Origin of the sequence: Acinetobacter sp. V110_1, from assembly GCF_031798975.1 — a bacterium.
Classification (GTDB): domain Bacteria; phylum Pseudomonadota; class Gammaproteobacteria; order Pseudomonadales; family Moraxellaceae; genus Acinetobacter; species Acinetobacter nosocomialis_A.
Window position 1 is genome coordinate 98,575 of sequence record NZ_JAVQNN010000030.1, and the last position, 23,229, is coordinate 121,803.

The 23,229-nt window shown below is 39.0% G+C and carries 19 protein-coding genes and 1 pseudogene; 13 read left to right on the plus strand and 7 right to left on the minus strand.

The genetic code is table 11. The features are described from left to right. Window positions 1-20: 20 nt before the first annotated feature. Window positions 21-1,373 carry a PepSY domain-containing protein gene (locus RMA95_RS11360; protein ID WP_311070660.1) on the minus strand — a complete coding sequence of 451 codons (1,353 nt, stop codon included), beginning with the start codon at window positions 1,371-1,373 and terminating at the stop codon, window positions 21-23. A 350-nt stretch (window positions 1,374-1,723) separates the two neighbouring features. On the opposite strand from RMA95_RS11360, the gene RMA95_RS11365 reads away from it, so the two are divergent. The 3 genes from RMA95_RS11365 to RMA95_RS11375 all read left to right on the plus strand — a co-directional run bounded on the left by RMA95_RS11365 (window position 1,724) and on the right by RMA95_RS11375 (window position 4,606). Next, entirely contained in the window at window positions 1,724-2,521 is a 798-nt protein-coding gene (locus tag RMA95_RS11365) for an MBL fold metallo-hydrolase (RefSeq protein WP_311070662.1), read from the plus strand. A 267-nt stretch (window positions 2,522-2,788) separates the two neighbouring features. Next, the gene (locus tag RMA95_RS11370; RefSeq protein ID WP_263613927.1) at window positions 2,789-3,955 is read left to right on the plus strand and encodes an MFS transporter; all 1,167 of its coding nucleotides are present in this window, start codon (window positions 2,789-2,791) and stop codon (window positions 3,953-3,955) included. Window positions 3,956-4,102: 147 nt separating this feature from the next. Beyond that, a complete protein-coding gene (locus tag RMA95_RS11375; protein ID WP_263613926.1) occupies window positions 4,103-4,606 on the plus strand; it encodes a hypothetical protein in 504 nt (167 codons plus the stop codon). Between the two features lie 54 nt (window positions 4,607-4,660). Here the strand turns inward: RMA95_RS11375 and accC are convergent, their stop codons facing one another. From accC to RMA95_RS11395, 4 genes are all read right to left on the minus strand, one after another. Then, entirely contained in the window at window positions 4,661-6,031 is a 1,371-nt protein-coding gene (gene accC, locus RMA95_RS11380; protein WP_263613925.1) for an acetyl-CoA carboxylase biotin carboxylase subunit, read from the minus strand. 16 nt (window positions 6,032-6,047) lie between these two features. After that, window positions 6,048-6,467 (minus strand): acetyl-CoA carboxylase biotin carboxyl carrier protein, encoded by a 420-nt coding sequence (accB, locus tag RMA95_RS11385; RefSeq protein ID WP_263613924.1) that lies wholly within the window; start codon window positions 6,465-6,467, stop codon window positions 6,048-6,050. A gap of 17 nt (window positions 6,468-6,484) precedes the next feature. Continuing rightward, a complete protein-coding gene (gene aroQ / locus RMA95_RS11390) occupies window positions 6,485-6,940 on the minus strand; it encodes a type II 3-dehydroquinate dehydratase (protein ID WP_004701126.1) in 456 nt (151 codons plus the stop codon). Window positions 6,941-7,175: 235 nt separating this feature from the next. Then, entirely contained in the window at window positions 7,176-8,504 is a 1,329-nt protein-coding gene (locus RMA95_RS11395) for a Y-family DNA polymerase (protein ID WP_311070667.1), read from the minus strand. 218 nt (window positions 8,505-8,722) lie between these two features. Between RMA95_RS11395 and RMA95_RS11400 the strand changes: the two are divergent. Further along, window positions 8,723-8,823, plus strand: a pseudogene (locus tag RMA95_RS11400) (hypothetical protein). A gap of 4 nt (window positions 8,824-8,827) precedes the next feature. Here the strand turns inward: RMA95_RS11400 and RMA95_RS11405 are convergent. After that, complete coding sequence (locus RMA95_RS11405; RefSeq protein WP_311070669.1) at window positions 8,828-9,847, minus strand: ABC transporter substrate-binding protein; 1,020 nt, start codon at window positions 9,845-9,847, stop codon at window positions 8,828-8,830. Next, window positions 9,848-10,438 (minus strand): ANTAR domain-containing protein, encoded by a 591-nt coding sequence (locus RMA95_RS11410; protein ID WP_311070671.1) that lies wholly within the window; start codon window positions 10,436-10,438, stop codon window positions 9,848-9,850. 384 nt (window positions 10,439-10,822) lie between these two features. On the opposite strand from RMA95_RS11410, the gene RMA95_RS11415 reads away from it, so the two are divergent. The 9 genes from RMA95_RS11415 (at window position 10,823) to RMA95_RS11455 (ending at window position 23,224) form a co-directional block, all read left to right on the plus strand. Continuing rightward, on the plus strand, window positions 10,823-11,164 hold the full coding sequence (locus RMA95_RS11415; RefSeq protein ID WP_191104841.1) for a hypothetical protein: 342 nt from the start codon (window positions 10,823-10,825) through the stop codon (window positions 11,162-11,164). Between the two features lie 11 nt (window positions 11,165-11,175). Then, window positions 11,176-13,722 (plus strand): nitrite reductase large subunit NirB, encoded by a 2,547-nt coding sequence (gene nirB / locus RMA95_RS11420; protein WP_311070674.1) that lies wholly within the window; start codon window positions 11,176-11,178, stop codon window positions 13,720-13,722. Window positions 13,723-13,734: 12 nt separating this feature from the next. Continuing rightward, window positions 13,735-15,357, plus strand: a complete 1,623-nt coding sequence (gene nirD, locus RMA95_RS11425) for a nitrite reductase small subunit NirD (protein ID WP_311070676.1) — start codon at window positions 13,735-13,737, stop codon at window positions 15,355-15,357. 18 nt (window positions 15,358-15,375) lie between these two features. Next, window positions 15,376-18,156, plus strand: coding sequence for a molybdopterin-dependent oxidoreductase (locus RMA95_RS11430; protein WP_311070678.1), 2,781 nt, complete (start codon window positions 15,376-15,378; stop codon window positions 18,154-18,156). After that, window positions 18,153-18,782, plus strand: coding sequence for an NTP transferase domain-containing protein (locus RMA95_RS11435; RefSeq protein WP_311070680.1), 630 nt, complete (start codon window positions 18,153-18,155; stop codon window positions 18,780-18,782). Before RMA95_RS11430 ends, RMA95_RS11435 begins: the two co-directional genes overlap by 4 nt. Window positions 18,783-18,932: 150 nt before the next feature. Then, entirely contained in the window at window positions 18,933-21,206 is a 2,274-nt protein-coding gene (locus RMA95_RS11440; protein ID WP_311070682.1) for a molybdopterin-dependent oxidoreductase, read from the plus strand. Between the two features lie 230 nt (window positions 21,207-21,436). Then, window positions 21,437-22,477, plus strand: coding sequence for a GTP 3',8-cyclase MoaA (gene moaA, locus RMA95_RS11445; RefSeq protein ID WP_311070683.1), 1,041 nt, complete (start codon window positions 21,437-21,439; stop codon window positions 22,475-22,477). After that, the gene (locus tag RMA95_RS11450) at window positions 22,478-22,732 is read left to right on the plus strand and encodes a MoaD/ThiS family protein (protein ID WP_001187658.1); all 255 of its coding nucleotides are present in this window, start codon (window positions 22,478-22,480) and stop codon (window positions 22,730-22,732) included. Between the two features lie 3 nt (window positions 22,733-22,735). Beyond that, window positions 22,736-23,224: a molybdenum cofactor biosynthesis protein MoaE gene (locus RMA95_RS11455; protein ID WP_000657202.1), complete on the plus strand. Its 489-nt coding sequence runs from the start codon at window positions 22,736-22,738 to the stop codon at window positions 23,222-23,224. Window positions 23,225-23,229: the final 5 nt, after the last annotated feature.

Here is a 23,229-nt window from a genome sequence, read left to right on the forward strand (position 1 = left end):
ATTGGCAAGTCTCATAAGTTTTAGTTGGTTTTTAGAGAGCTTTGTTTTCGTATTAGCAATATAAACAGTGTGATCAATAAGCTAAATCCAAAGATGGGCAAACTAATTCCTAAAATAATAAGTGTAAGTGCTGTGATTATTTTTTGTTGATTGCTTGCACGCTTCCAGACCAATAAAGTTTGGCTAACAAAATGGCTAGTCGTAAGTTTTAAATTAGATGTTTTAAACCAAGCTTTATATGCATAAATAATCATGATGCATAGCCCAAGTGTATATAAAGCCAGTATAAGCTGATTGGCCCAACCGAATAACACGCCAATATGAGCATCGACTCCCCAGCGTGTAAGCTTTGCAAATAATGAATAATCTTTAAAAGCTAATTTATCGATGACTTTTTGTTGATGTATATCAATAGCCACACTATCTGCTTGTGTTGGCCATCTGCGCTGTAGTTCAGTAACAGTCCAAGCCTGATTTGCATCAACTGGTGGTTTGATTTGTATTTGTACTGAATGAATTCCATTTGCTCTAGCAATTGCTAATGCAGAGTCGAATTCGGTTGGCATGATTTCTACATTCGAAGTTTCCATGATCATGCCATGATGTTCTTTATGCTCATCACGAGACATTTTTGGTAATGGGGCATTATTTAAAGTTGTGGCTAATGTTGGCGTTTGCCAATTTAACCATTGACGAGCAATACGAATATTATCACCAGCCCATTGGGACCATGTAAGACCTGTAATCGCAATGAACAATAAAAGTGGTAATAAGGTTAAGCCAATAGAACTATGCCACTTTAATAAATTATTTTTATTTGTTTGTCTGATTTTGAAATTTTGACGACGTTTCCACCAACTGTATAGTCCAGTCAGAGTTAAAATGCCCAGCCAGCTTGCAGCAAGTTCACTATAAAAACGTCCCCATTTTCCAAGTAATAAATTACTATGCAATTGATCTAAGAAGGTACGAAACGGTAGCACACCACTGGTTCCATATACAGTAAGTTGACCTTTTATAGAAAGTGTATAAGGGTCTACAAAAACAGCTTCATTATTTAAATGATGAGCCTTATCAGAAAAAATAACTCGTGTTGTTTGTATAGAACTTGGTGCTGGCCTAACTTCTGTAATTTGTGCAGACGCAGGCATAACTTTTTTTGCTGCTTCAACCTGTTGGCTTAGTGGGTAGGTATCTTTATTTAAAGGTTGAACATACAACGTATCTTTATAGATAGATTGTTCTATCTGGGGAGTAATTGCATATAGAAGACCTGTAAACGCCGCAATAAATATAAATGGGGCAATAAAAATACCAGCATAAATATGCACAAGACGAAAAAGACTACGCCAAAAGCTAGGGGTATGAGGCATTTTGAGGAGTATCAAACAAACTTTGGCGTGAAGTATATCTACTTTATTCCTAAATTTTAAAATAATTAAAACATGAGATTATTCTATATATCTAAGTTATTGTAAAAACTGTTTTTTTAACTAAGTAGATTGGATAACTGATATAAGGTTTTGTTATCATGATTTTTCTGAAAATTGGACAAGATTGACTATAGTCGGTTAACGCAAAAAATGTTCAGATATCTTTATGGTGGACGGCTTAAGCAATAGGCTGTTCAAACGACTAATAGAAATAACTTATCAGCCATTAAATTTCTACTAAACTAATAGTTTATAATTGCATTTTATATAATTAAATAATTTGTATAGCTATGAAAATTCATCATTTGCGAAGTGCAACTTTTATTATTGAAACTGGACCTTATTTTATTTTAATTGATCCCATGTTGGGAAGGAAAGGTTCGCTTCCTGCTTTTTCATTCATCCGCTTTAAGGCTAAAAAAAATCCTTTAGTCGATTTACCTTTGAATGCCCAAGAATTATTAAACAAAGTTACCCATTGTTTAATTACTCATAGCCAAACTTTAGGAATAAAAGTACTTCAACATACTGATCATTTAGACCAAAAGGGTGAGGACTTTCTTGTTCAAAAGCAAATACCTGTTTATTCCTTTCAAAATGATGTGTCATATTTATCTAAATATGGAATAAATGTTCAGGGTGGTGTTGATTACTGGGAAGAAATCGAGTTTTTGGGAGGAAGATTAGTTGCCATACCAGCGCGTCATGGTCATGGCTGGATTAATAAATTGATGGCGAATGGTTGTGGGTTTTATTTAGAATTGCCAAATGAACCTTCTTTATATATTAGTGGTGATACCGTACTGACCAATGATGTTAAAAATGCCTTGCTTAACTTTCAGCCTGATATTGCTGTAGTTGCTGCAGGACAAGCGCAAATGGATGCAGGGCAACCAATTCTTATGTCGACAGAAGAAGTACGTGAATTTATACGCCTTTCACCTAAACATGTGATTGCTAATCATCTTGAAGCCTTAAACCATTGTCCAGTAAAGCGGGATGAGATAAAGCAGATTTCTATTGAAATGAATGCTGTTCATCGTGTACAGATCCCTGAAGATGGGCAAACACTTATTTATGAAAATTAAGACAAGATTTAATCAACATTTATTAAATGAAAATCTTGTATTTTCATATTTTCTATTATGAGTAGCGAATAACGCTATGAGTTTTTTATGTAAATGATAGAATTGCGACGGCCAGTAAGTAGTATCTATTTTGTCTAACTAATGAGCAGTCTACAAAATGTTTGAAATTAAATTTGTAGACCGCTGAACTACAAGTGAGGGTAAACGTAGATATACCTATGCAACCATTTAGAATTTCAGCCTATTGAAAATACAAAGGTTTATCACTTGTTCCCATCACTTACAATCCAAACCAGACTAGGTGGATTCTACTTTTTTTACTATTCCATCGTTGGCACATTCATGCCGTACTGGAATTTATATCTTCAAGACCAAGGATTTAATTATCAGCAGATAGGTGTTTTATCATCTATTGCTATTGTGACACGTTTCTTTGCGCCTTTAGTCTGGGGTTGGATCGCAGATAAATCTGGTAAAAGAATGCTTCTGGTGCGGCTCGCAACTTGGATGGAGGCTTGCATATGGTTGGCTATCTTTATAGTTCCTAATACCTTCCAATCTGTCGCTTTACTCATGCTTATTTTTAGTTTTTTTCAAAACGCAATTTTAGCTCAGTTTGAAGGGGTAACCTTATTTTGGTTAGGTGACCAAAGAGCAAAGCTGTATGGCAAAATCCGAAAATGGGGATCGGTGGGATTTATTGTAGGTGTGTTCACCATAGGTGCAATTTTAGAAATTATTCCAATTTCTATGTTGCCTATTTTATTGCTTATTATTGCTTCACTTGCATTTATTTGGGCCTTTACGATTCATGAACCCGAGGGAGCTCCCACTTCACAAAAGTATTTAGAGCCTTTATTGCCTGTGTTGAAGCGTCCAGAAGTTACTGCTTTTTTCACTATTGAATTTATTCTTCTTTTTTCACATGCACCTTTTTATAGTTTTTATAGCAATTTTTTAAAATCTTTAAATTACAGTACGACCGAAATTGGCTTTTTATGGGCAATGGGAGTGATGGCTGAAATTGTAATGTTTGCATTTGCTGCCACATTTTTTAAATATTTTTCTTGGCGAAGTCTTGTTGCCATATGTTTAGTTTTAACAAGTATACGCTGGTTATTGGTTGCCGTTTTTTCTCATTATTTTATAGGCCAGCTATTTGCACAGTGCTTACATGCTTTTAGTTTTGGCTTGTTTCACCTTATTGCAATGCGGCTTATTTTCCAAAACTTTTCAATCGGGCAACAAGGGCGTGGTCAAGCTTTCTACAGTACCATGTGGGGGCTTGGAGTGGCATCTGGAAGTATTTTGGCTGGACATTATTGGAAAATTTTTACTGGTGAACATATTTTTATGATCGCTGCTTTAGTCGTGCTTTTAGGGTTGTGCTTTGTATTTTGGCTCCCTAAACAAATTGAAAAACCTGCTTCTTAATTGAGAACATTACTAAAATTGTTAGCCATAGGTAGTTAAAGATAAAAATTGTTTGAAGAGAAGTATCGGTTCGTTACTGTTGAAAAATATTGTTTTTATATGGTTATGAAACAATGTTTTTCTAAAAAAATGTGCTAACTTAAACCCATGCGTTTAATGATTAATAAATCTATGAAAAATATTTATATTATGGGATTATTATTGGCTTTTTCTGGTTTTGCTATGGCTGAGACAGTGACTCAACAGCCAACAGAACAACCTGTTCGCACTGCAAGTAATCCTAACGCTATACGTATTGTTACTCGTCCTGAAATTATGGGCTTGTGGGGAATGGAGATTCCAAATAATAAGAAATGTGTAGAGTACTATAACTTCCGTAGTAGTAATGATGTGGTGATTAAAAGCGGTGAAGAATGGTCATATGGTATTTATGAATACCAACCATCGGACGACCCTAAAGAGCAGCTATCAGCCTTAGTGATGCAAATTAAATTTGATAATAATAAAGTTGATTGCTCTGGTCAGCAGCAAGATCAGACTGGGGATGTTTCCCAATATTTTGTGCAATGGAAAAATGACCATACCATCAATTTCTGTTCAACTGCTAAAGGTGAGCAATGTTTTGCAACACTACGTCGCATGTTGCCATAATTTGAAATAGATATAAAAAAGCCTCTTATGTAAGAGGCTTTTTTATTATGCATATTATGCAGTTTCAGCTTTCTTTTCTTCTTCCACTTTTTTCAACAAGTGTTTTTCAAGGTAATGGATGTCCATTGCTTGTTCACAGAAGTTTTTGTCTTGCAAGATAAGATCTTTATGTAAAGGAATATTAGTTTTAATTCCTGTAAGAATCATTTCGTCTAACGCTTGACGCATACGAGCAAGCGAAGTTTCACGATCTTTACCATGAGAGATCAATTTTGCAATCATTGAATCGTAATAAGGTGGAATGCTGTATCCAGGATAGATATGAGAATCTAAACGAATACCAGCACCGCCTGGTGCATAGAAACTTTCAATTTTACCTGGTGAAGGTAAGAATGTTGTTGGATCTTCAGCATTGATACGACATTCAATAGCATGGCCACGCACTTCAATATCTTCTTGTTGAAGTTCTAAGCCTAAACCTGCTGCAATACGTAATTGTTGCTCAATAATGTCAACACCAGTCACCATTTCAGTTACAGGATGTTCAACCTGAACACGGGTGTTCATTTCGATGAAGAAGAATTCACCGTCTTCGAACAAGAATTCAAATGTACCCGCACCACGATATTGCATGAGCTGACATGCGTGAACACAAGCTTCTAAAATATCAGCACGTGCTTGTTCTGGTAGATTTGGAGCAGGAGCTTCTTCTAACACTTTTTGGTGACGACGTTGTAATGAACAGTCACGATCATATAAATGAATCGCATGGCCATTACCATCACCTAAAACTTGAACTTCGACATGGCGAGGTTTTTGTAAGAAGCGTTCCATGTATACAGTATCATCACCGAACCACATTTCTGCATCACGTTGAGCTGCTTGAACTGACTCAAGTAATGTATCTACGCGTTCAACAATACGCATACCACGACCACCACCACCAGCTGCCGCTTTAACAATAAGCGGGAAGCCGATTTCTTTAGCTTCAGCTAAAGCGTTGTGGATGGTTACTGCATGGTCACAACCAGGTACTGTAGGTACACCAGCTTTTTTCATTGCAACAATTGCAGAAACCTTGTTACCCATTAAACGAATATGTTCTGGGCGAGGGCCAATAAATGTGAAGCCTGAGCTTTCTACAATTTCAGCAAACTCGGCATTTTCCGAAAGGAAGCCATAGCCTGGATGAATTGCATCAGCACCAGTAATTTCTGCAGCAGTAATAATTGCTGGGATGTTTAAATAGCTGTCACTACTTGCACCCGGACCAATACATACTGCTTCATCAACGAAACGTAAATGCATCAAATCTTTATCAGCATCTGAATAGATACCGACAGTTTTGATTCCTAATGTTTTGCAAGCCCGGGTAATTCGTAAAGCGATTTCACCACGGTTTGCAATTAAAACTTTTTGCAACATAGTTGTCCCCGAGGTATTACGCGCGATAACGGAATAAAGGTTGACCGAATTGGATCACATCACCGTTTTTCACTAAAATTTCTTCAATCACGCCGCTTTGAGTTGCTTCAATAGGGTTCATGATTTTCATTGCTTCGATAATACCCAAAGTCTCACCAGCAGATACAGTTTGACCTACTTTAACAAATGGTGCTTCGCCTGGGCTTGGAGCGGCATAGAACACACCAACCATAGGAGAAGTTTCAACTGCTCCACGTGGAGTTTTTGCAGCAGGTGCTTCAGCAACAGGAGCTGCTGGAAGTGCTACACCAGCCGCAGCAACGACAGGATTGCGACGAGTTAAAGCGATCGATTGATCACCTTCTTTAACTTCAATCGCTTGCAAGTCAGACTCAATCATTAAATCGATGAGTTTTTTAATTTTGCGGATATCCATGGGCGACTATTCCTGAACTAGTTTGGGTTAGATGGTTGAATTTTTTCAATAGCGTAATCGAGTGCAAAGCTATAACCTTTTGCACCTAAACCACAAATCACGCCAATTGCTTTGTCTGATAAATAAGAGTGGTGTCTAAACGCTTCACGTGCGTGAACATTTGATAAATGTACTTCAATAAACGGAATGGCAACGCCAAGTAGGGCATCACGTAAAGCAACTGAAGTATGGGTAAGAGCAGCAGGGTTAATAATAATAAGTTTTACGCCTTCTGTTTGTGCCTGATGAATACGGTCAACAATGGCACCTTCCCAGTTGCTTTGAAAAGTATCTAGTGTAATAGAGGCTTGTTTAGCTTGAGCAATAAGTTGTTGGTTGATATTGTCTAGGGTAAGATGACCATATACTTCTGGTTCGCGTTTTCCCAGCAAATTCAAATTCGGTCCATGAATTACCAAAATGGTCGAACTCATTCAGATTGCTCCAGCTCTAAAGTTGCAAATAATCTTTGCAAGATGTCTGCAAAGTTTGCTTATTATGGCATATGTTTCTACAAGTTTTTTATAATTTCTTTTAATTGTCGCAGAAAGGGTACACCAAATTCGGCTTATATATTGTAAATTTTGCGACGAATTAGCAATGTTAAAAAATGACAAAATTTCAAGTAATTTAACGGAGCTTATTTTAAACCGAATTGACAAAAACAGTTCATGTATTTTGTGTAACGACAGTATGGGCATCTTCAATTGTTAACATTTCATTCCAGCGAGTTAGATAGTTTTTTGAGCGATGGCATTGTTTCATTTGCCAAGATGGATTACGCGAGTGATACCCCACTTGTAAATAATGACTACCAAAACGCTTACGGACCGTCCCCAAAGTTTCCATCAATTGTTGTCTTTGATGAATAAGTTCCAGAGGCTGCCATAAATCATCAATGTGTTGTTGACGCGCGTGTAGACCACAAAATAATACTCCAATTTTTATATAACTTTTATTTTCTTTATATAAAACATCAATTTGCTGCATTGCTGCTTTTGTTAGTATGCATAAATCATCTGTTGCATAGTGAAGACCAATGGCCTGAGAAGTGGCTTTTTTATAAGGTGGCTTATCAGTTTTCTCATAAAGCATGACCTGAATGCAGGCACAAAGTTGTTCTTGTTTCATTAAACGGCGGTGCGCCCGATTAAGATGAAAAATAAGTGCTTGTTTAATAATCTCAATGCTGGATAAAGCTTGAGCAAAACTTCGTGATGCTAAAATCCGTTTAGTTGGAATAGCAGGATCGTCAAGTTCAATACATGATTGGCCTTTTAGCTCACGAATAGTGCGTGCCATGACCACAGAAAATGCCTTTGCCATATGATGTTCATTGGCAAAAGTTAAGTCTAGGCAAGAGTACACTTCATAACTTTGTAGCTGTTTGACCAATTGATAGCCAATTCCCCAGACTTCTTTGACCGATGTCTGTTGCATGAGGTCTTCCATAATTAATGGATCTAGGGTGATGAAATTACAGATTCCCTTAAAACTTTTAATTTTCTTTGCATAATGATTGGCTAGTTTTGCTTGTGTTTTTGAATATCCAATTCCAATACAACAAGGTAAACCTAACCATTGGAGGAGAGTCTTTCTCACCTCACTGCAGTAATCTGAGGTATCGATAGATTGAAGGTAAGGGGTGAGATGGATAAAGCATTCATCTATAGAGTAAGCTTCTATATCATCTGGAGAAAAAAATTGTCCCAGGACAGCAAAAAAACGACGGGACATCTCGGCATATAAAGTGTAATTGCTTGAATAAACTTCAACACCAGCTTCTAAAGCATCTTTCTCAATTTGAAACCACGGTACTCCCATCTTAATACCTAAAATTTTTGCTTCTTCGCTACGTGAAACCACACAGCCATCGTTGTTAGATAAAACAACTACAGGTTTATCAATGAGTTTAGGGTTGAAAAGTCGTTCGCAGCTGACATAGCAATTATTGATATCAACCAGTGCATAAACTTCGCGGTGTGAGATTTCTCTCATTCTTTCATCCCCCAAATTCATCAACTCAAAATACATATTTTGAATTTGTAACATAATCAAGTTAACAAAATTATGGACAGATATCTAGGGGAGTTCTGGTTGTTCGTCGAAATTATGAAAAGGCTGTAAAAGGAATGAATTGTCAGTTATTGATATGGAAATGTCTGAAAATGATAAGTTTTAATTAGTTATGATCGAAACCATAAGAGCTATATTTAATCGATGGGTTGAGTCCTTTAAATATAGTAATGCGTATAACGCATTTGTCTTATGGGTCTTTCAAGCTGTCTTTGTTATAAAAGACAGCTTTTTTTTATGATGATTTAAGTATTTCTTAGCTTGGCTTGATTGTAGCAATCGAGATTAATGCATTGAGCACTCAGTTCTATGATTTGAGCAGGGGATAAATGAAGTTTCTCCCATTTTTGCATTTGTTCAAATAGCCAATGGAAATCTTCAGGTTGTGGGGCAGCATTTTCTTTAACCAAGTGCTTTACAATATTTTGAATCATATAGTATTTATCGACATGTACTTCTTCAGAACAGTGAAAGCGGACAATTCCAAAATCGACCAACAACTTTAAGACAGGTGCAAAATCTTTTAAATTACTCAATTCCTTTTGAGCTTTCATAATTGCTGTGGTGAGTGCAATTAAAGTTTGAGGATGTTGTTCAGCCCACTCTTGAGTTACCGCGAGAACTTTATCTGCCACATTGGGAATAATGTCCTGACTTGAGCATACGATTTTACTTAAGCCTAAAAGTTCGCCTTGAGTATTCCACGGTTCCCCTACACAAAAACCATCAATCACATGGTTATCTAAAGCTTCGACCATATACGGTGGCGGAAGTGCTTTGAGTTTGAGCGTTTGAGCTATTCTAGAGTCTGCCAAAGCAAGCCATTCTCTTAAACAATAATGATGGATTGAATGTTTAAATACGTGGGCTAAGGATAGAGCATTATCTTCTTTAATGTAGCTCGTCACTTTTTGGGCGGTAGTTTGTGCATCATCATTGTTATTAATAGCCAGTTGATGAATTAATTTCTGGCTTAAGCTTATAAAGGCACGGTTTTTACTTAAAATGAGAGGGGTTTGTAGTGCAATACCAATTTGGTCTGCACCCACGGCTGCTGCAGGCAGCATGGCTGATAAACAATGTGCGGCATCTAATAGCCCAAAAGCCAAACGGTCGCGTAGACTTGCCCATGATGCTTCTTTAACTAAAGTAACATCTAAACCGACTTCTTCGAAAAAACCTTGCTGTTTTGCCCAAAGCAATGCAAGACAATCAAGTAAAGGAATATAGCCGAGTTGCAATTGAGTCTTTTCTAATGTGCTCATTTATTCGTCCTTTAGTTGATCATTTAGTAGTTTTTGAGCGTTAAGTAAACGCCGTGCCATTTCCCCAATGGTTATACGGTGGCTCATGGCATTTTTTCTGAGAAGCTGAAAAGCTGTGTCTTCAGGTAAGCCATGCAGTTGCATGAGTAGTACTTTAGCCTTTTCAACATCTTTACGGTCTGCCAGTTTGGTTTGGGCTTCTTTTAAGTCACCTTCGAGCTTTTTATGTTTTTTATATTGCTCAATTGAGATCTCTAAAATGGTATGTAAGCGAGCAGGGTCTATGCCATCTACAATATAAGCGGTCACGCCTGCATCTATGGCTTGTTTGATGGTGTCTTTATCTGAATTTTTGGTGAACAGGACAGTGGGTAGGTCATAACTACTGACACAACTTTCAATAATATCTCGATGGGGATGATCCATATCGAGCAAGATGACATCGGCTTGTAAATCTTCAAGACGAAAAATATTTAAGTGGTCCAAAGTAAGGCAGGCCACCACTTCAAATTCATTTTCAAGCAGACTATTTTTTATATAGTCGGCTCGCGCATGATCATCATCAATAAGAGCTATTTTGAGTTTTGGCATAAGTTCAGAAAATCAGGCTGAGAAAATGCGCCAATTCGACGCGTTTTTTGTTATTGAGTTTTAAGCAAGATTAGTGCCATCCAAAATTAAACCCAAAATTAGGATTAATTGACATTCTAGGAGGCCAAAAAGTTAGTTTGATCGATCTTGGTGCAAAAATACGATTCATTTTGTGGCAAGGCGTATTTTTATTTAAACCATTTAAGTGTAGAGCTTTGGTGCAAAGAGAATAGGTTATTATTTGGGGAGGAAAGATAGAGAAACACTATCCAATTGAAAATAAATATAAAAAATTTTGGTTGTCGAATTTTATAACAATTGGCATGCAAAATGCTTAGTTAATTACAGGTCGAAGACGACCATAAGTTTTAAAGACGGCCAACGATGTCCGTTCTGATCGATTTTGTGAGTGCAACCGTACACACAAAGAAGTTACGTTCAGTCGGAGTGAAGGTCATGTCTTTATTTTTATTGCATAAAAAAGTTACATCTGAATTAACTAATTTTTCAGTTCCAGCGATGCGAGCCTTCTCTATGAGGGGGCTCGCTTTTTTTATTTGTTTTTATGACTTTGCTGTGTATTGGGTGTCATTAACGAGTGGGAAAAATGGATTCCAAGCAGCTACATGCTTTGTGAGATTGATTCGCTTCTCGGTAGAACACAATGCAAAAAAACAACGTCTATTTGAGAACGCAATAACGCAGCTTAAAAGCAACGTGATTTGAGGAGAAACACTATGAAATTGGTAATGATTGGTCATGGTATGGTGGGCCACAAATTCATCGAAGCCATTTTAGAAAAAGCAGATGATGAACTGGAAATCACGATTCTCGCGGAAGAACCTCGTATCGCATATGACCGCGTACATTTGACTGAATACTTCTCAGGGAAATCGGCAAAAGATTTATCTTTAGCACGTTTTGATTTTGCCGATGCGTATGGCATTGACCTGCGTTTAAATACTAAAGCAGTGGCGATTGATACAGCTGCACAAACCGTAACAACCAATCATGGTGATGTGATTAGCTATGACAAGTTGGTGCTGGCGACCGGTTCATATGCATTTGTTCCGCCAATTCCGGGTAATGACCGCGAGAACTGTTTTGTTTACCGTACCATTGAAGATCTAGATGCCATTCGTGCAGCAAGTTTAAAGGCTAAAACAGGCGTAGTCATTGGTGGTGGTTTACTTGGACTTGAGGCAGCCAAAGCATTACGTGATTTAGATTTAGAAACACACGTTGTTGAGTTTGCACCACGTTTGATGGCAGTTCAAATTGATGACTTAGGGGGCAAGGTTTTACGCCGTAAAATTGAAGATTTAGGTGTAAAAGTCCATACACAAAAAGCGACTCAGTCTATTGAGTCTGGGGTAAATACCACTCATGTGATGAAGTTTGCCGACGGTAGTGAACTCGAAACTGATGTGATTTTATTCTCTGCGGGGATCCGCCCACGGGATGAATTAGCGCGTAATAGCGGACTTGCGATTGGTGAGCGTGGCGGTATTGTGATTAATGATTATTGCCAAACATCTGATCAAAACATTTATGCCATTGGTGAATGCGCGCTTTGGCAAAATAAAATTTATGGCTTGGTTGCACCGGGCTATGACATGGCGCGTATTGCAGCAAAACACATTTTAGATGAAGAGTGTCATTGCTTCGCTGGCGCAGACATGAGCACCAAGTTGAAGTTGATGGGCGTTGATGTTGCTTCTGTTGGTGATGCACATGCTATGACCCCAGGTGCATTAAGCTATTTCTATGCAGATGAACATGCACTGGTTTATAAAAAGATTGTTGTAAATGCCGACAAAACCAAGTTGCTTGGCGCGGTTTTAGTGGGTGATGCCAAAGAATACAACGACCTTTTACAAATGATGCTTAATGGTCTGGCTTTACCGGAAGTGCCTGAAAGTTTAATCATGCCGGGTTTTGAACAATCAGCAGCAAAATCTGGTGGTAGCGGAGTCGATTTGCTGCCAGACAGTGCGACTATTTGTTCATGTAACAACGTATCAAAAGCAGACATCTGCCAAGCAATTAGCGATGGTTCGACTTCTTTAGGTGCATTAAAGAAATGCACCAAAGCAGCAACAGCATGTGGTGGTTGTGCACCATTAGTGACTCAAGTATTGAAGTCAGAGTTACAACGTCAAGGTGTGACTGTTAACAATCACATTTGCGAACACTTCCCGTACTCGCGTCAAGAGTTGTATCACTTGGTTCGTGTCAATGAAATCAAGACATTTGATGATTTAATTCATCAACATGGTCATGGTTTGGGGTGTGATATTTGTAAACCGGCGGCAGCAAATATTTTGGCATCTTGCTGGAATGATTTCGTACTTAAGCCAAGTCATGCAGGTCTGCAAGACAGTAACGACTACTACCTAGGTAATATTCAAAAAGATGGCTCTTACTCCATTGTACCGCGTATGGCAGGTGGGGAAGTCACTCCGGATGGTTTAATCGCGATTGGCCAAATTGCGAAGAAATATAACTTGTACACCAAAATTACTGGTGGTCAACGTGTTGATATGTTTGGTGCCCAAGTTCATGAGCTTCCATTTATTTGGGAAGAGTTAAATGCTGCGGGCTTTGAGTCTGGTCATGCCTATGGTAAGTCGTTGCGTACAGTGAAATCTTGTGTAGGTAGCACTTGGTGCCGTTACGGGGTAGATAACTCGGTTGGTTTGGCGATTGAACTTGAAAACCGCTACAAAGGTTTGCGTTCACCACATAAATTGAAAATGGCAGTGTCTGGCTGTACACGTGAGTGTGCGGAAGCGCAAGGTAAAGATGTAGGCGTGATTGCCACTGAAAAGGGTTGGAACCTTTATGTATGTGGTAACGGTGGTATGAAACCGCGTCATGCAGAATTACTCGCATCTGATCTAGATAAAGAAACACTTATTCGTTATATCGACCGTTTCTTTATGTTCTACATTCAAACTGCAGACCGTTTACAACGTACCAGTGTATGGCGTGACAACATGGAAGGCGGCTTAGATTACCTTAAATCTGTAGTTGTGGATGATTCTCTTGGTTTGGCTGCCGAGCTTGAACGCCGTATGGAACACATCATTGGCACATATCAAGACGAATGGCGTACTGCGGTGGAAAATCCTGAAGTTCGCAAACGCTTCCAAACGTATATCAACGCAGGAGCAAATGAACAAACTGATCCGCACATTCAATTTACAACTGAACGTGGTCAAATCCGCCCATTAACTGAAGCTGAACGTTCAGAAGACCGTATTCCAATGGTTGAAGCATAAAGGAGAACTTATATGAATATTGTACAAGACAAAAATATGCTTCCTGATGATCAATGGATTGATGTGTGTGCACTCGATGATTTAACCCCAAACACGGGTGCAGGAGCGCTAGTGGGCGGTCAAGCGGTTGCAATCTTCCGTGTGGGGCATGAAAAACGTGTTTATGTACTGAGTAATAAAGATCCGTTTAGCCAAGCGAATGTGATGAGCCGCGGCATTATTGGTGATTTACAAGGTGAGCGTGTCATTGCATCGCCAATCTATAAACAACATTTTAGTTTGGCAACGGGCCGTTGTTTAGAAGATAAAGACCAAAAATTGGCAGTTTATCCGAGCAAAATTGTTGATGGCCGTGTTTGGGTCAATGCAGTGCCGCAAAAAACTTATATTACCAATACAGGTGTATCACAAGACAAACTTAAACTGGTGCTGATCGGGAATGGTTTGGCAGGGATGCGTTGTCTAGAAGATTTACTGGATATGGCACCAGACCGTTATGAAGTTACGGTGATTGGTGAAGAACCATGGGGGAACTATAACCGTATTATGTTGTCTCCGGTTTTATCGGGTGAAAAAACCATTGAAGACATTATGTTGCATCCACCAAAGTGGTATGACGATAAAGGCATTAAATTTATTGCCGGTGATAAAGCCGTAAAAATTGATCGCCCACGTAAAGTGGTTTATACCGAAAAAGGTCAGACAGTTGATTATGATCGTTTGATTCTGGCAACAGGCTCGGCACCATTTATTCCACCAGTTCAAGGTGTTGACTTAAAGGGTGTATTAACTTTCCGCGATATTTATGACGTCAACACCATGATTGAATACTGCGATTCAAAAACCAATGCAGTGGTGATTGGTGGCGGTTTACTCGGTTTAGAAGCGGCGTATGGTTTAAAACAACGCGGTATGAATGTCACAGTATTGCATTTGATGGACCGTATTATGGAACGTCAACTTGATGGTCGTGCAAGTCACTTACTTCGTCATAGCATTGAACAAAAAGGCATTCAAATCATTACCGAAGCCAATACTGAAGCATTAATTGGTGATGAAAATGGGCATGTGAAGCAAATTCGATTGAAAGATGGCACAGTTTTAGATGCTGACCTTGTGGTGTTTGCTGTGGGCATTCGTCCAAATATTGCTTTGGCCCAAAGTGCAGGATTACGTTGCAATCGTGGTGTATTAGTGAATGACACCATGCAAACATTTGACCCAAGTATTTACGCGGTGGGTGAGTGTATTGAACACCGTGGTCAAACTTTTGGTTTGGTTGAGCCACTATGGGGGCAAGCTTTTATTTGCGCGACCCATTTAGCAGAGCACGGCAGCTTAACTTTTAAAGCACCAACTGTGCCGACTCAGTTAAAAGTCAGTGGTGTCGATGTATTCTCGGCTGGTAATTTTGAGCCGAAAGATGATTATGAAGACATTATCCTGAACGATGAAAAACGCCAGATTTATAAGCGTATTATCATTCAAAGCGATCGAGTAGTCGGTGCAGTATTGTTTGGTGATACTGAAGATGGCATGTGGTATGCAGAATTAATTGCAGACCAAACCCCTGTTTCTTCATTTAGAAATAAACTGCTATTTGGTCGAGATTTTGCATTAAAAAATGCAGGCTAAATAGGGAAAGGAGCAGTTATGAATAGTATTCCAAGCGTTGAAGTCGATAGCTCCGATCATGTTGCAAAAACAATCAAAACAACATGTCCATATTGCGGTGTAGGTTGCGGTGTTAGCGTAAACGTCCAACAAAAACCTCAAGGACCTGTGGTGCAAGTTGAGGGGGATGCTGAGCATCCTTCCAACTTTGGACGCTTATGTATTAAAGGTAGCCGTCTTGCGGATACTTTAGGTTTAGAAACACGTGTTTTACAACCAATGATGGGGCGCAAAGCTGATCGGGTGGTAACGACATGGGATGCGGCAATCAATAAAATTGCTGATAAATTCCAATCTTGTATCGACAAATATGGTCGTGACAGCATTGCATTTTATGTTTCAGGTCAGCTTTTGACTGAAGACTATTATGTGGTGAATAAGTTTGTAAAAGGCTATTTGGGTACTGCAAATATAGATACCAACTCACGCCTTTGCATGTCATCTGCGGTGGCAGGTCACAAACGGAGTTTCGGTGAAGATATTGTGCCTGCAAGTTATGAAGATTTTGAACATACAGATATGGTGGTATTGGTCGGATCTAACACCGCATGGTGCCATCCTGTGTTGTATCAGCGGATTATGCAGGCAAAAAGCCAAAATCCGGATATGTTTGTGGTCGTGATTGACCCACGCTTTACCAGTACCTGTGAACAAGCGGATTTGCATTTGCCGATTTTACCGGGTCAAGATGTCGCTTTATTTAATAGCCTATTCCAATATCTATATCAAAATGGTCATGCCGATCAGGCTTTTGTTGATGCTTATACCGAAGGTTTGCAAGGAGTTTTGGCAAGCAGTCAGCCAGAAGCCGATATTGAATATGTGGCAAAGCGTACGGGAATTGCACTCGATAAATTACAGCAGTTTGTTGAAAAATTCGCTCAAACTGAAAAAGTAATTACCCTATTTTCAATGGGTGTGAATCAATCAAGTCAGGGCGTAAATAAGGCCAACAGTATTATTAATTGTCATTTACTAACAGGCAAAATTGGTAAGCTTGGTGCTGCACCATTTTCGATGACAGGTCAGCCCAATGCGATGGGTGGCCGTGAAGTGGGTGGCTTAGCCAATATGCTAGCGGCACACATGGACTTAGATAACCCATTACATCAAAAAGTAGTGCAAACCTTTTGGGATAGCCCATTTATTGCAACTCAAGCTGGTTTGAAAGCAGTTGATTTATTTAATGCGGTTGAAGCCGGAAAAATTAAAGCCATCTGGATTATGGCAACTAATCCAGTGGTGAGTTTGCCAGATGCCGATCAGGTGAAACGTGCTTTAGAGAAATGCGAATTGGTCGTTGTGTCAGATATCTGTGCCGATACGGATACTACAGCTTACGCCGATATTTTGCTTCCAGCTTTAGGTTGGGGTGAAAAAGATGGCACAGTGACGAACTCTGAGCGCCGTATTTCACGTCAACGTGCTTTCTTACCTGCACCGGGCGAAGCAAAAGCAGATTGGTGGTCTGTTAGCCAAGTCGCGAAAAAATTAGGCTTTAAAGGTTTTGACTTTAATAGTGCTGTTGATATTTTCAATGAACATGCGGCTTTGTCAGCACAAGATAATGCGGATATTGAAACATGTGAGCAAACTGATACGTTTCGTTATTTCAATTTAAAAGGTTTAATGAGCCTAAGTACTGCTGAGTACGATGCTCTGCAACCAGTGCAATGGCCAGTATGGGATAAAAAACAAGACGCTAAAGCTGTTCAACAACTGTTTGGTAAGGGCCAGTTTAGTCACAAAAACACCAAGGCAAAACTAATTCCGACTGTTGCAACTAATCCGGTACATGCGGTTTCAGAAGATTATCCGCTCATTTTGAACACGGGGCGTATTCGTGATCAATGGCATACCATGACCCGTACTGGTTTGTCGCCAAATTTAACCAGTCATCGTGCTGAACCATTCTGTGAGATTCATCCGAGTGATGCATTGAAGTTTGGTGTACGTGATCAAGGCTTGGTAGAAGTTCGTTCGAAATGGGGCAGTTGTGTACTACGCGTGACATTCTCATCAGGTGTCCGTCGTGGGCAAATTTTTGCACCGATTCACTGGACTGAACAGGTCGCATCCGACGCCCGTATTGGTAAAGTCGTGAATCCAGAAGTTGATGCAATTTCAGGTGAGCCCGAGTTCAAACATACGCCTGTAACTATTCAGCCGTTCTATACCACTTGGCAAGGTGTGCTCTATATTCGTGAAGGATACGATTCGCATATTCAAGAATCGCTACATCACTGTGCATGGTGGACTAAAGTCAAAATGGTCAAAACCAATCGCTATGAACTTGCAGACCGCCAAACTTTTCATGATACTCAAAAGAATCTGAAAAGCTTTTTGCCATTTGCCGATGAAACCTTTGAATGGTTAAGCATAGAAGATATTTCTTCACAACTGAGCCATAGTATTATTTTGAAAGATGGCATTGTAATTGCAAGTTTATATATTGCACCGCCAGATTTATTGCCAGACCGTGACTGGGTAGCAAGTCTGTTTAAACGAGAACGTTTGAGCGCCTTGCACCGTAAAGCTTTACTAGCAGGCATGCCAATGTCGGCTACTAATAATGATGGGCCTTTGGTGTGTAGTTGTTTTAAAGTAGGTAAGAATAAAATTATCGAAGCAATAAAAACACAAAATATTACCCATGAAAAACAGATCACTGCTTGTTTAAAAGCTGGTGGCAATTGTGGATCATGTTTACCTGAAATCCGTGGCTTAATTAAAGCTTGCCAGCAAGAGGTAGAAGTGTGAATAAGGGATATCCCATAACTGATCTGGTCATTCTGGCGGGTGGACAAGCCCGCCGTATGAATGGTTTAAATAAGCTGTTGCAACAATTCGATGGCGATACGCAACTTCTTAAGATTCACCAAAAGCTAAAATCTTCAGTATCTGAAATTTGGGTGAATAGTCATCGAGACTATTCAATCTATCAAAGTATTGTGCCTGATATTAAATGTTTTCAAGATGATGCTTCTGGTTTTTTCGGCCCGCTTATGGGGATGAAAAGTGCATGGTCACATGTAAAGGCAGATTATGTTTTGTTTATTCCTTGTGATGTGACCTACATACCTACGCAAGTCGTTGCGAAATTACACAGTGCACTTCGCAAAAATAAACAAGCTCAGGCAGCTTACGTTTCAATTAACGGAGATGCTTTATACCCATTTTGTTTGTTAAAACGTGAAAGTCTAGAAATTTTAGAGCAGCAAATTGATAAGCAACAATTGAGTTTAAAAAATTGCTTTAAACTTTTACATGCACAAGTAGCCATTTTTCAAAAGCAGAACTTATTTTTCCATAGCATTAATTCTTTAGATGAACTTCAACAATACAAACAAATTAAAGCATTTAAAGAGATTTTTTCGACAAATTAGAACTTCAATCATATCGATTTAAAATTTACATTGATAATCTGAAATCATTTTTTAAATTTTGAGTTATTGACTGTTTAGAATTTAAGTTCTATTTTGGAACTTGTTATTTTCATTCTAGCCAGATGTATAAAAATAAACGGAGCCAGAAAAATGATGGACGCAGCTCAGCAAAGAAAAACAGATGTGACCGCATGTATTTTATGTTCAAGAAACTGCGGTTTGAGCGTAGAAATTAAAGATAACCAATTTGTCAAAATTAAAGGCAATCCTGAACATCCATTTTCTCAAGGTTACATTTGCCAAAAAGCCGCAAGATTACAGCATTACCAGAAACATGCAGACCGTTTAACCGCACCTTTAAAACGCCAGCCAGATGGTTTATTTCAAGAAATTAGTTGGGATGTCGCGATACAAGAAATTGCTGATCGATTAGTGCAGATTAGAGATAAATTTGGCGGTACTGCTTTTGCTACGGTTGGGGGCGGTGGACAGGGTAACCACCTCGGTGCAGCTTATGGTCGACAACTTTTATTGGCTATGAAAAGTTATTATGCATATAACTCACTTGCCCAAGAAAAAACAGGTGACTTTTGGCTCAATGGCCGCCTATTCGGTAGTCAGTCCTGCCATACGACAGAAGATGTTGAACATGCAGATTACGTACTTTTTATTGGAACAAATCCATTTCAAGCACACGGTATTCCCAACGCACGAGACACGCTAAAACATATTAAGAAAGATCCGAACCGAACCATGGTGGTGTTCGACCCGCGTGTTACCGAAACAGCAAAACAAGCAGACATTCACGTACAGCTAAAACCGGGAACAGATGCTTTTTTAATGTCGGCCATGATTGCGATCATTATTAAAGAAAAGCTTTATGATGCAGCGTTTATTGAGCAGCACACACATGGGTTTGAAGACGTAAAAGCTGCATTTAACCATGTCCCGATTGAAGACTATATTGCTAAAGCTGATGTACCTGTCGATTTGATTTATCAGGTTGTTCGAGAGTTTGCCAAAGCAAAAAGAGGCTGTGTACGTATCGATTTAGGTATTCAACATACTTTGAATACAACATTAAATGGTTATTTAGAAAAGCTTTTATACTTACTGACAGGGAACTTTGGAAAACAGGGTACCAATAATTTGCATACCATGTTTATTCCAATTTTAAGCGATACAGATGAAAGAAAGTCTAAATATCGACGTAGTGTTTACCATAAAATGTTCCCAATTTCCGGGTTTTTCCCGCCTAATATTTTACCCGATGAAATCTTAAAAGCAGGGGAAAAGCGAATTCGTGCTGTGTTTGTAGATAGCTGTAATCCACTATTAACCTATCCTGATACACCAGCTTATGAGGAAGCATTTAATGCATTAGATTTGTTGGTGGTAGTTGATGTTGCGATGACAGAAACCGCGAGACTTGCACACTATATTTTGCCTGCTCATACTCAGTTTGAAAAATGGGAATTTACTGGTTTTAACTTGGAATTTCCTAAGAATGGTTTTCACCTGCGTCATCCCGTATTGGCTGCTCAAGCAAACACTTTACCGGAAGCCGAAATTTATACTCGATTACTGGAAGCGATGAATGCTATTCCGAAGAGTTTCCCAGTTTTAGAAAAAATAGCTGCGGTCGACTCGAAAAAAACTGCCTACTTACCATACTTGTCGGCGCTAGGACTTACCTTGGCACGCCATAAAAAATATATCCCTTTTGCTGCTTCTATTATTTATCGAACTCTGGGCAAACGACTTGGCAATTATGCAGATTCAGTTGCTTTTTTATTGCCGCTATCTATTCAATATGCTGTTTTACATACCAAAGCAGTACGCCGTGCAGGTTATAAAGGTAATCCGTTAACACAAGGAGTCAAATTATTTGAGCAGATATTAAAGCAACGTTCAGGTATGGTTTTATCGCAACATGAATATGACGAAGTCTGGAAACTGGTGGCTTATAAAGATAAGAAAATACGTCTTGCAATTCCCGAGATGTTAAGTGAACTCGCAAGCTTGAAAAGCCATAACGTTAATATTGAAGAGTTTCCTTTCATCCTTTTGTCAGGTGAACGCCGTAGTTACAACGCCAACCAAATTTACCGTGACCCTGCTTGGCGAAAAGTAGATGCAGAAGGTGCACTACGTATTCATCCCGAAGATGCAAGGCACTTAAATGTAGATACAGGAGGGCAGCTTAAATGTATCTCACAACATGGAGAAATTCAGGTAGCTATTGAGTTGGATGATGGGATGAGAAGAGGTGTTGTGTCACTGCCACATGGCTACGGTATGCGCTTTCAAAATGGAGCACCGATTGGGCCACAATTAAACTTACTTATTTCTGCTGAACATTGTGATCCATTGTCGAAAACGCCGTACCATAAATATGTACCCATCCGTCTAGAAAAGTGTTAGAAATAGAATCAAGTAAAACATAGATTTTACCGTGCTAACTTGAGATTTATTTTTTTAATTGTTCTTAAGGTAGTGCGGTGAAAAGTCTATAAAAAATTTAAATATTATGGAAAATAAGTAGAGCTGGAACAAATTTTGCTATTAAAGAACAAAGCACTATTAAGATGCAATTTTTTGTATTTGATTGTTCATAATCGGTGCTCGCAAGATTTGAAATGTTCTCGATATGAGTGCAAATGATGAAACAATATCACTCTGAAAATGCGCCAAGCCTTCTGCAAGATCAATATGGGCGTATCAAGCGTAAGTTACGAATTTCTGTAACTGATCGCTGTAATTTTAAGTGTGTATATTGCATGCCTGAGCATCCAGAATGGTTAAATAAACAGGACTTGCTTAGTTTTGAAGCGCTCTTTCAATTTTGTCATTTTATGGTGCAGCAAGGTATCGAGAGTATTCGCATTACGGGTGGTGAACCATTAATGCGTCAAGGTATTGTTCATTTCATTCGAGATCTACAGTCTTTAAAAAGTTTAGGTTTAAAACGTATATCGATGACTACCAATGGTCATTACCTTGCTAAACATGCCAAGCAGCTAAAAGACGCTGGATTAGATGATTTAAACATTAGTTTAGATAGTTTAGATCCTGTTCAGTTTAAAGAGTTGACCAAGAAAAAATTGGAGCCTGTTTTAGAGGGGATACAAGCTGCAAAAGAAGTAAGATTACCTTTTAAAATTAACTGCGTGTTAATGAAAGATAGAAATGATGATCAAATCTTACCTATGGTGAAATGGTCAATTGCTCATCATATTCCTTTGCGTTTTATCGAGTTTATGCCGCTTGATGGTGATGCACTTTGGTCAAATAAAGATGTGGTAAGTGAGGCTGAAATTTTACAGGTATTGCAACAGTATTATTCGGTACAAGTCATCGAGCAGCAACATGAGCCAGCGCGTCAATATCTAATTAACGGTAGCTACCATTTAGGAATTATTTCCACAATTACGCATTCATTTTGCCACCAATGTGACCGTATACGGCTTACCGCAAAAGGCGAACTATATAACTGTTTATTTGCACCGCAAGGCTTAAATATTAAGCCTCAGCTTCAAACGCTGGTAAGCAAACAACATACTCCAGAATATGGTGTGTATATCCAAAATTTAAAGAATTTGGTTCATCCTTATATCTGGCATAAAGCAAAAGGTTTCCATGCCTTACAACATCAACAAACCCGTAAAATCAGCATGCATATGCTTGGGGGATAAATGCAACAATCTATCCAAATTAAAGTCGAAGCATTTGGTGCAATTGAAAAATTGCTTCCTGAAAATCTTTTGTTAGTTTGTCCTAGCCATAGTCTAGTTAAAGATGTATTAGATGAAATTGTTTTATTGCATCCGGAATCTACAAAAGCCATGGAAAAATGTGCATGTGCGATTGGTGATAATGTCATAACCAGACAAACTGTCTTAAGTGAGCCATGCACTTTGGTTTTATTATCACCCGTTGCCGGAGGATGAGTCATGAAAGAGTTCGCAAGAATACAAGAGCAGGCTTTAAGCTTGGATACTTTTGATCCGATTCAGTCTTTTCCTGAATGTGGCGGTATCGATATTTTTATGGGTACGGTTCGTAATCACCACGAAGGTAAAGCGGTAAAGGCGCTGAAATATACATCGTATAAACCGCTTGCAGAAAAAATGATACGTGAAATTGAACTAGAAATTGAGAAAAAGTATCAGGTATCTTATGTGCGAGTGGTTCATCGAATTGGATATCTGGATGTCGGTGAAACAGCCATTATTGCAATTGCGTATGCAGCCCATCGCCGTGAAGCTTTTCAGGCATGTGAGGAAGCGGTCGAACGGGTAAAGCATGAAGTACCTGTCTTTAAAGAAGAGTTTTTTACAGATGGCACAAGTCATTATGTAGAGGGCTGTTGTATTCGTAAGGATGCACCGCACGACCACAAACATCACCATCATCATGCCGGCCATGAGCACTCACACTGAAATAA

Excerpts from the sequence above, each read along its gene's own strand:
- nirB (WP_311070674.1), top strand. The coding sequence starts at position 11,176 with ATGAAATTGGTAATGATTGGTCATGGTATGGTGGGCCACAAATTCATC.
- RMA95_RS11455 (WP_000657202.1), top strand. The coding sequence starts at position 22,736 with ATGAAAGAGTTCGCAAGAATACAAGAGCAGGCTTTAAGCTTGGATACT.
- accC (WP_263613925.1), bottom strand. The coding sequence starts at position 6,031 with ATGTTGCAAAAAGTTTTAATTGCAAACCGTGGTGAAATCGCTTTACGA.
- aroQ (WP_004701126.1), bottom strand. The coding sequence starts at position 6,940 with ATGAGTTCGACCATTTTGGTAATTCATGGACCGAATTTGAATTTGCTG.
- RMA95_RS11375 (WP_263613926.1), top strand. The coding sequence starts at position 4,103 with ATGCGTTTAATGATTAATAAATCTATGAAAAATATTTATATTATGGGA.
- RMA95_RS11360 (WP_311070660.1), bottom strand. The coding sequence starts at position 1,373 with ATGCCTCATACCCCTAGCTTTTGGCGTAGTCTTTTTCGTCTTGTGCAT.
- RMA95_RS11365 (WP_311070662.1), top strand. The coding sequence starts at position 1,724 with ATGAAAATTCATCATTTGCGAAGTGCAACTTTTATTATTGAAACTGGA.
- RMA95_RS11410 (WP_311070671.1), bottom strand. The coding sequence starts at position 10,438 with ATGCCAAAACTCAAAATAGCTCTTATTGATGATGATCATGCGCGAGCC.
- RMA95_RS11430 (WP_311070678.1), top strand. The coding sequence starts at position 15,376 with ATGAATAGTATTCCAAGCGTTGAAGTCGATAGCTCCGATCATGTTGCA.
- RMA95_RS11395 (WP_311070667.1), bottom strand. The coding sequence starts at position 8,504 with ATGAGAGAAATCTCACACCGCGAAGTTTATGCACTGGTTGATATCAAT.
- RMA95_RS11440 (WP_311070682.1), top strand. The coding sequence starts at position 18,933 with ATGATGGACGCAGCTCAGCAAAGAAAAACAGATGTGACCGCATGTATT.
- nirD (WP_311070676.1), top strand. The coding sequence starts at position 13,735 with ATGAATATTGTACAAGACAAAAATATGCTTCCTGATGATCAATGGATT.
- RMA95_RS11405 (WP_311070669.1), bottom strand. The coding sequence starts at position 9,847 with ATGAGCACATTAGAAAAGACTCAATTGCAACTCGGCTATATTCCTTTA.
- RMA95_RS11415 (WP_191104841.1), top strand. The coding sequence starts at position 10,823 with ATGTCCGTTCTGATCGATTTTGTGAGTGCAACCGTACACACAAAGAAG.
- accB (WP_263613924.1), bottom strand. The coding sequence starts at position 6,467 with ATGGATATCCGCAAAATTAAAAAACTCATCGATTTAATGATTGAGTCT.
- RMA95_RS11450 (WP_001187658.1), top strand. The coding sequence starts at position 22,478 with ATGCAACAATCTATCCAAATTAAAGTCGAAGCATTTGGTGCAATTGAA.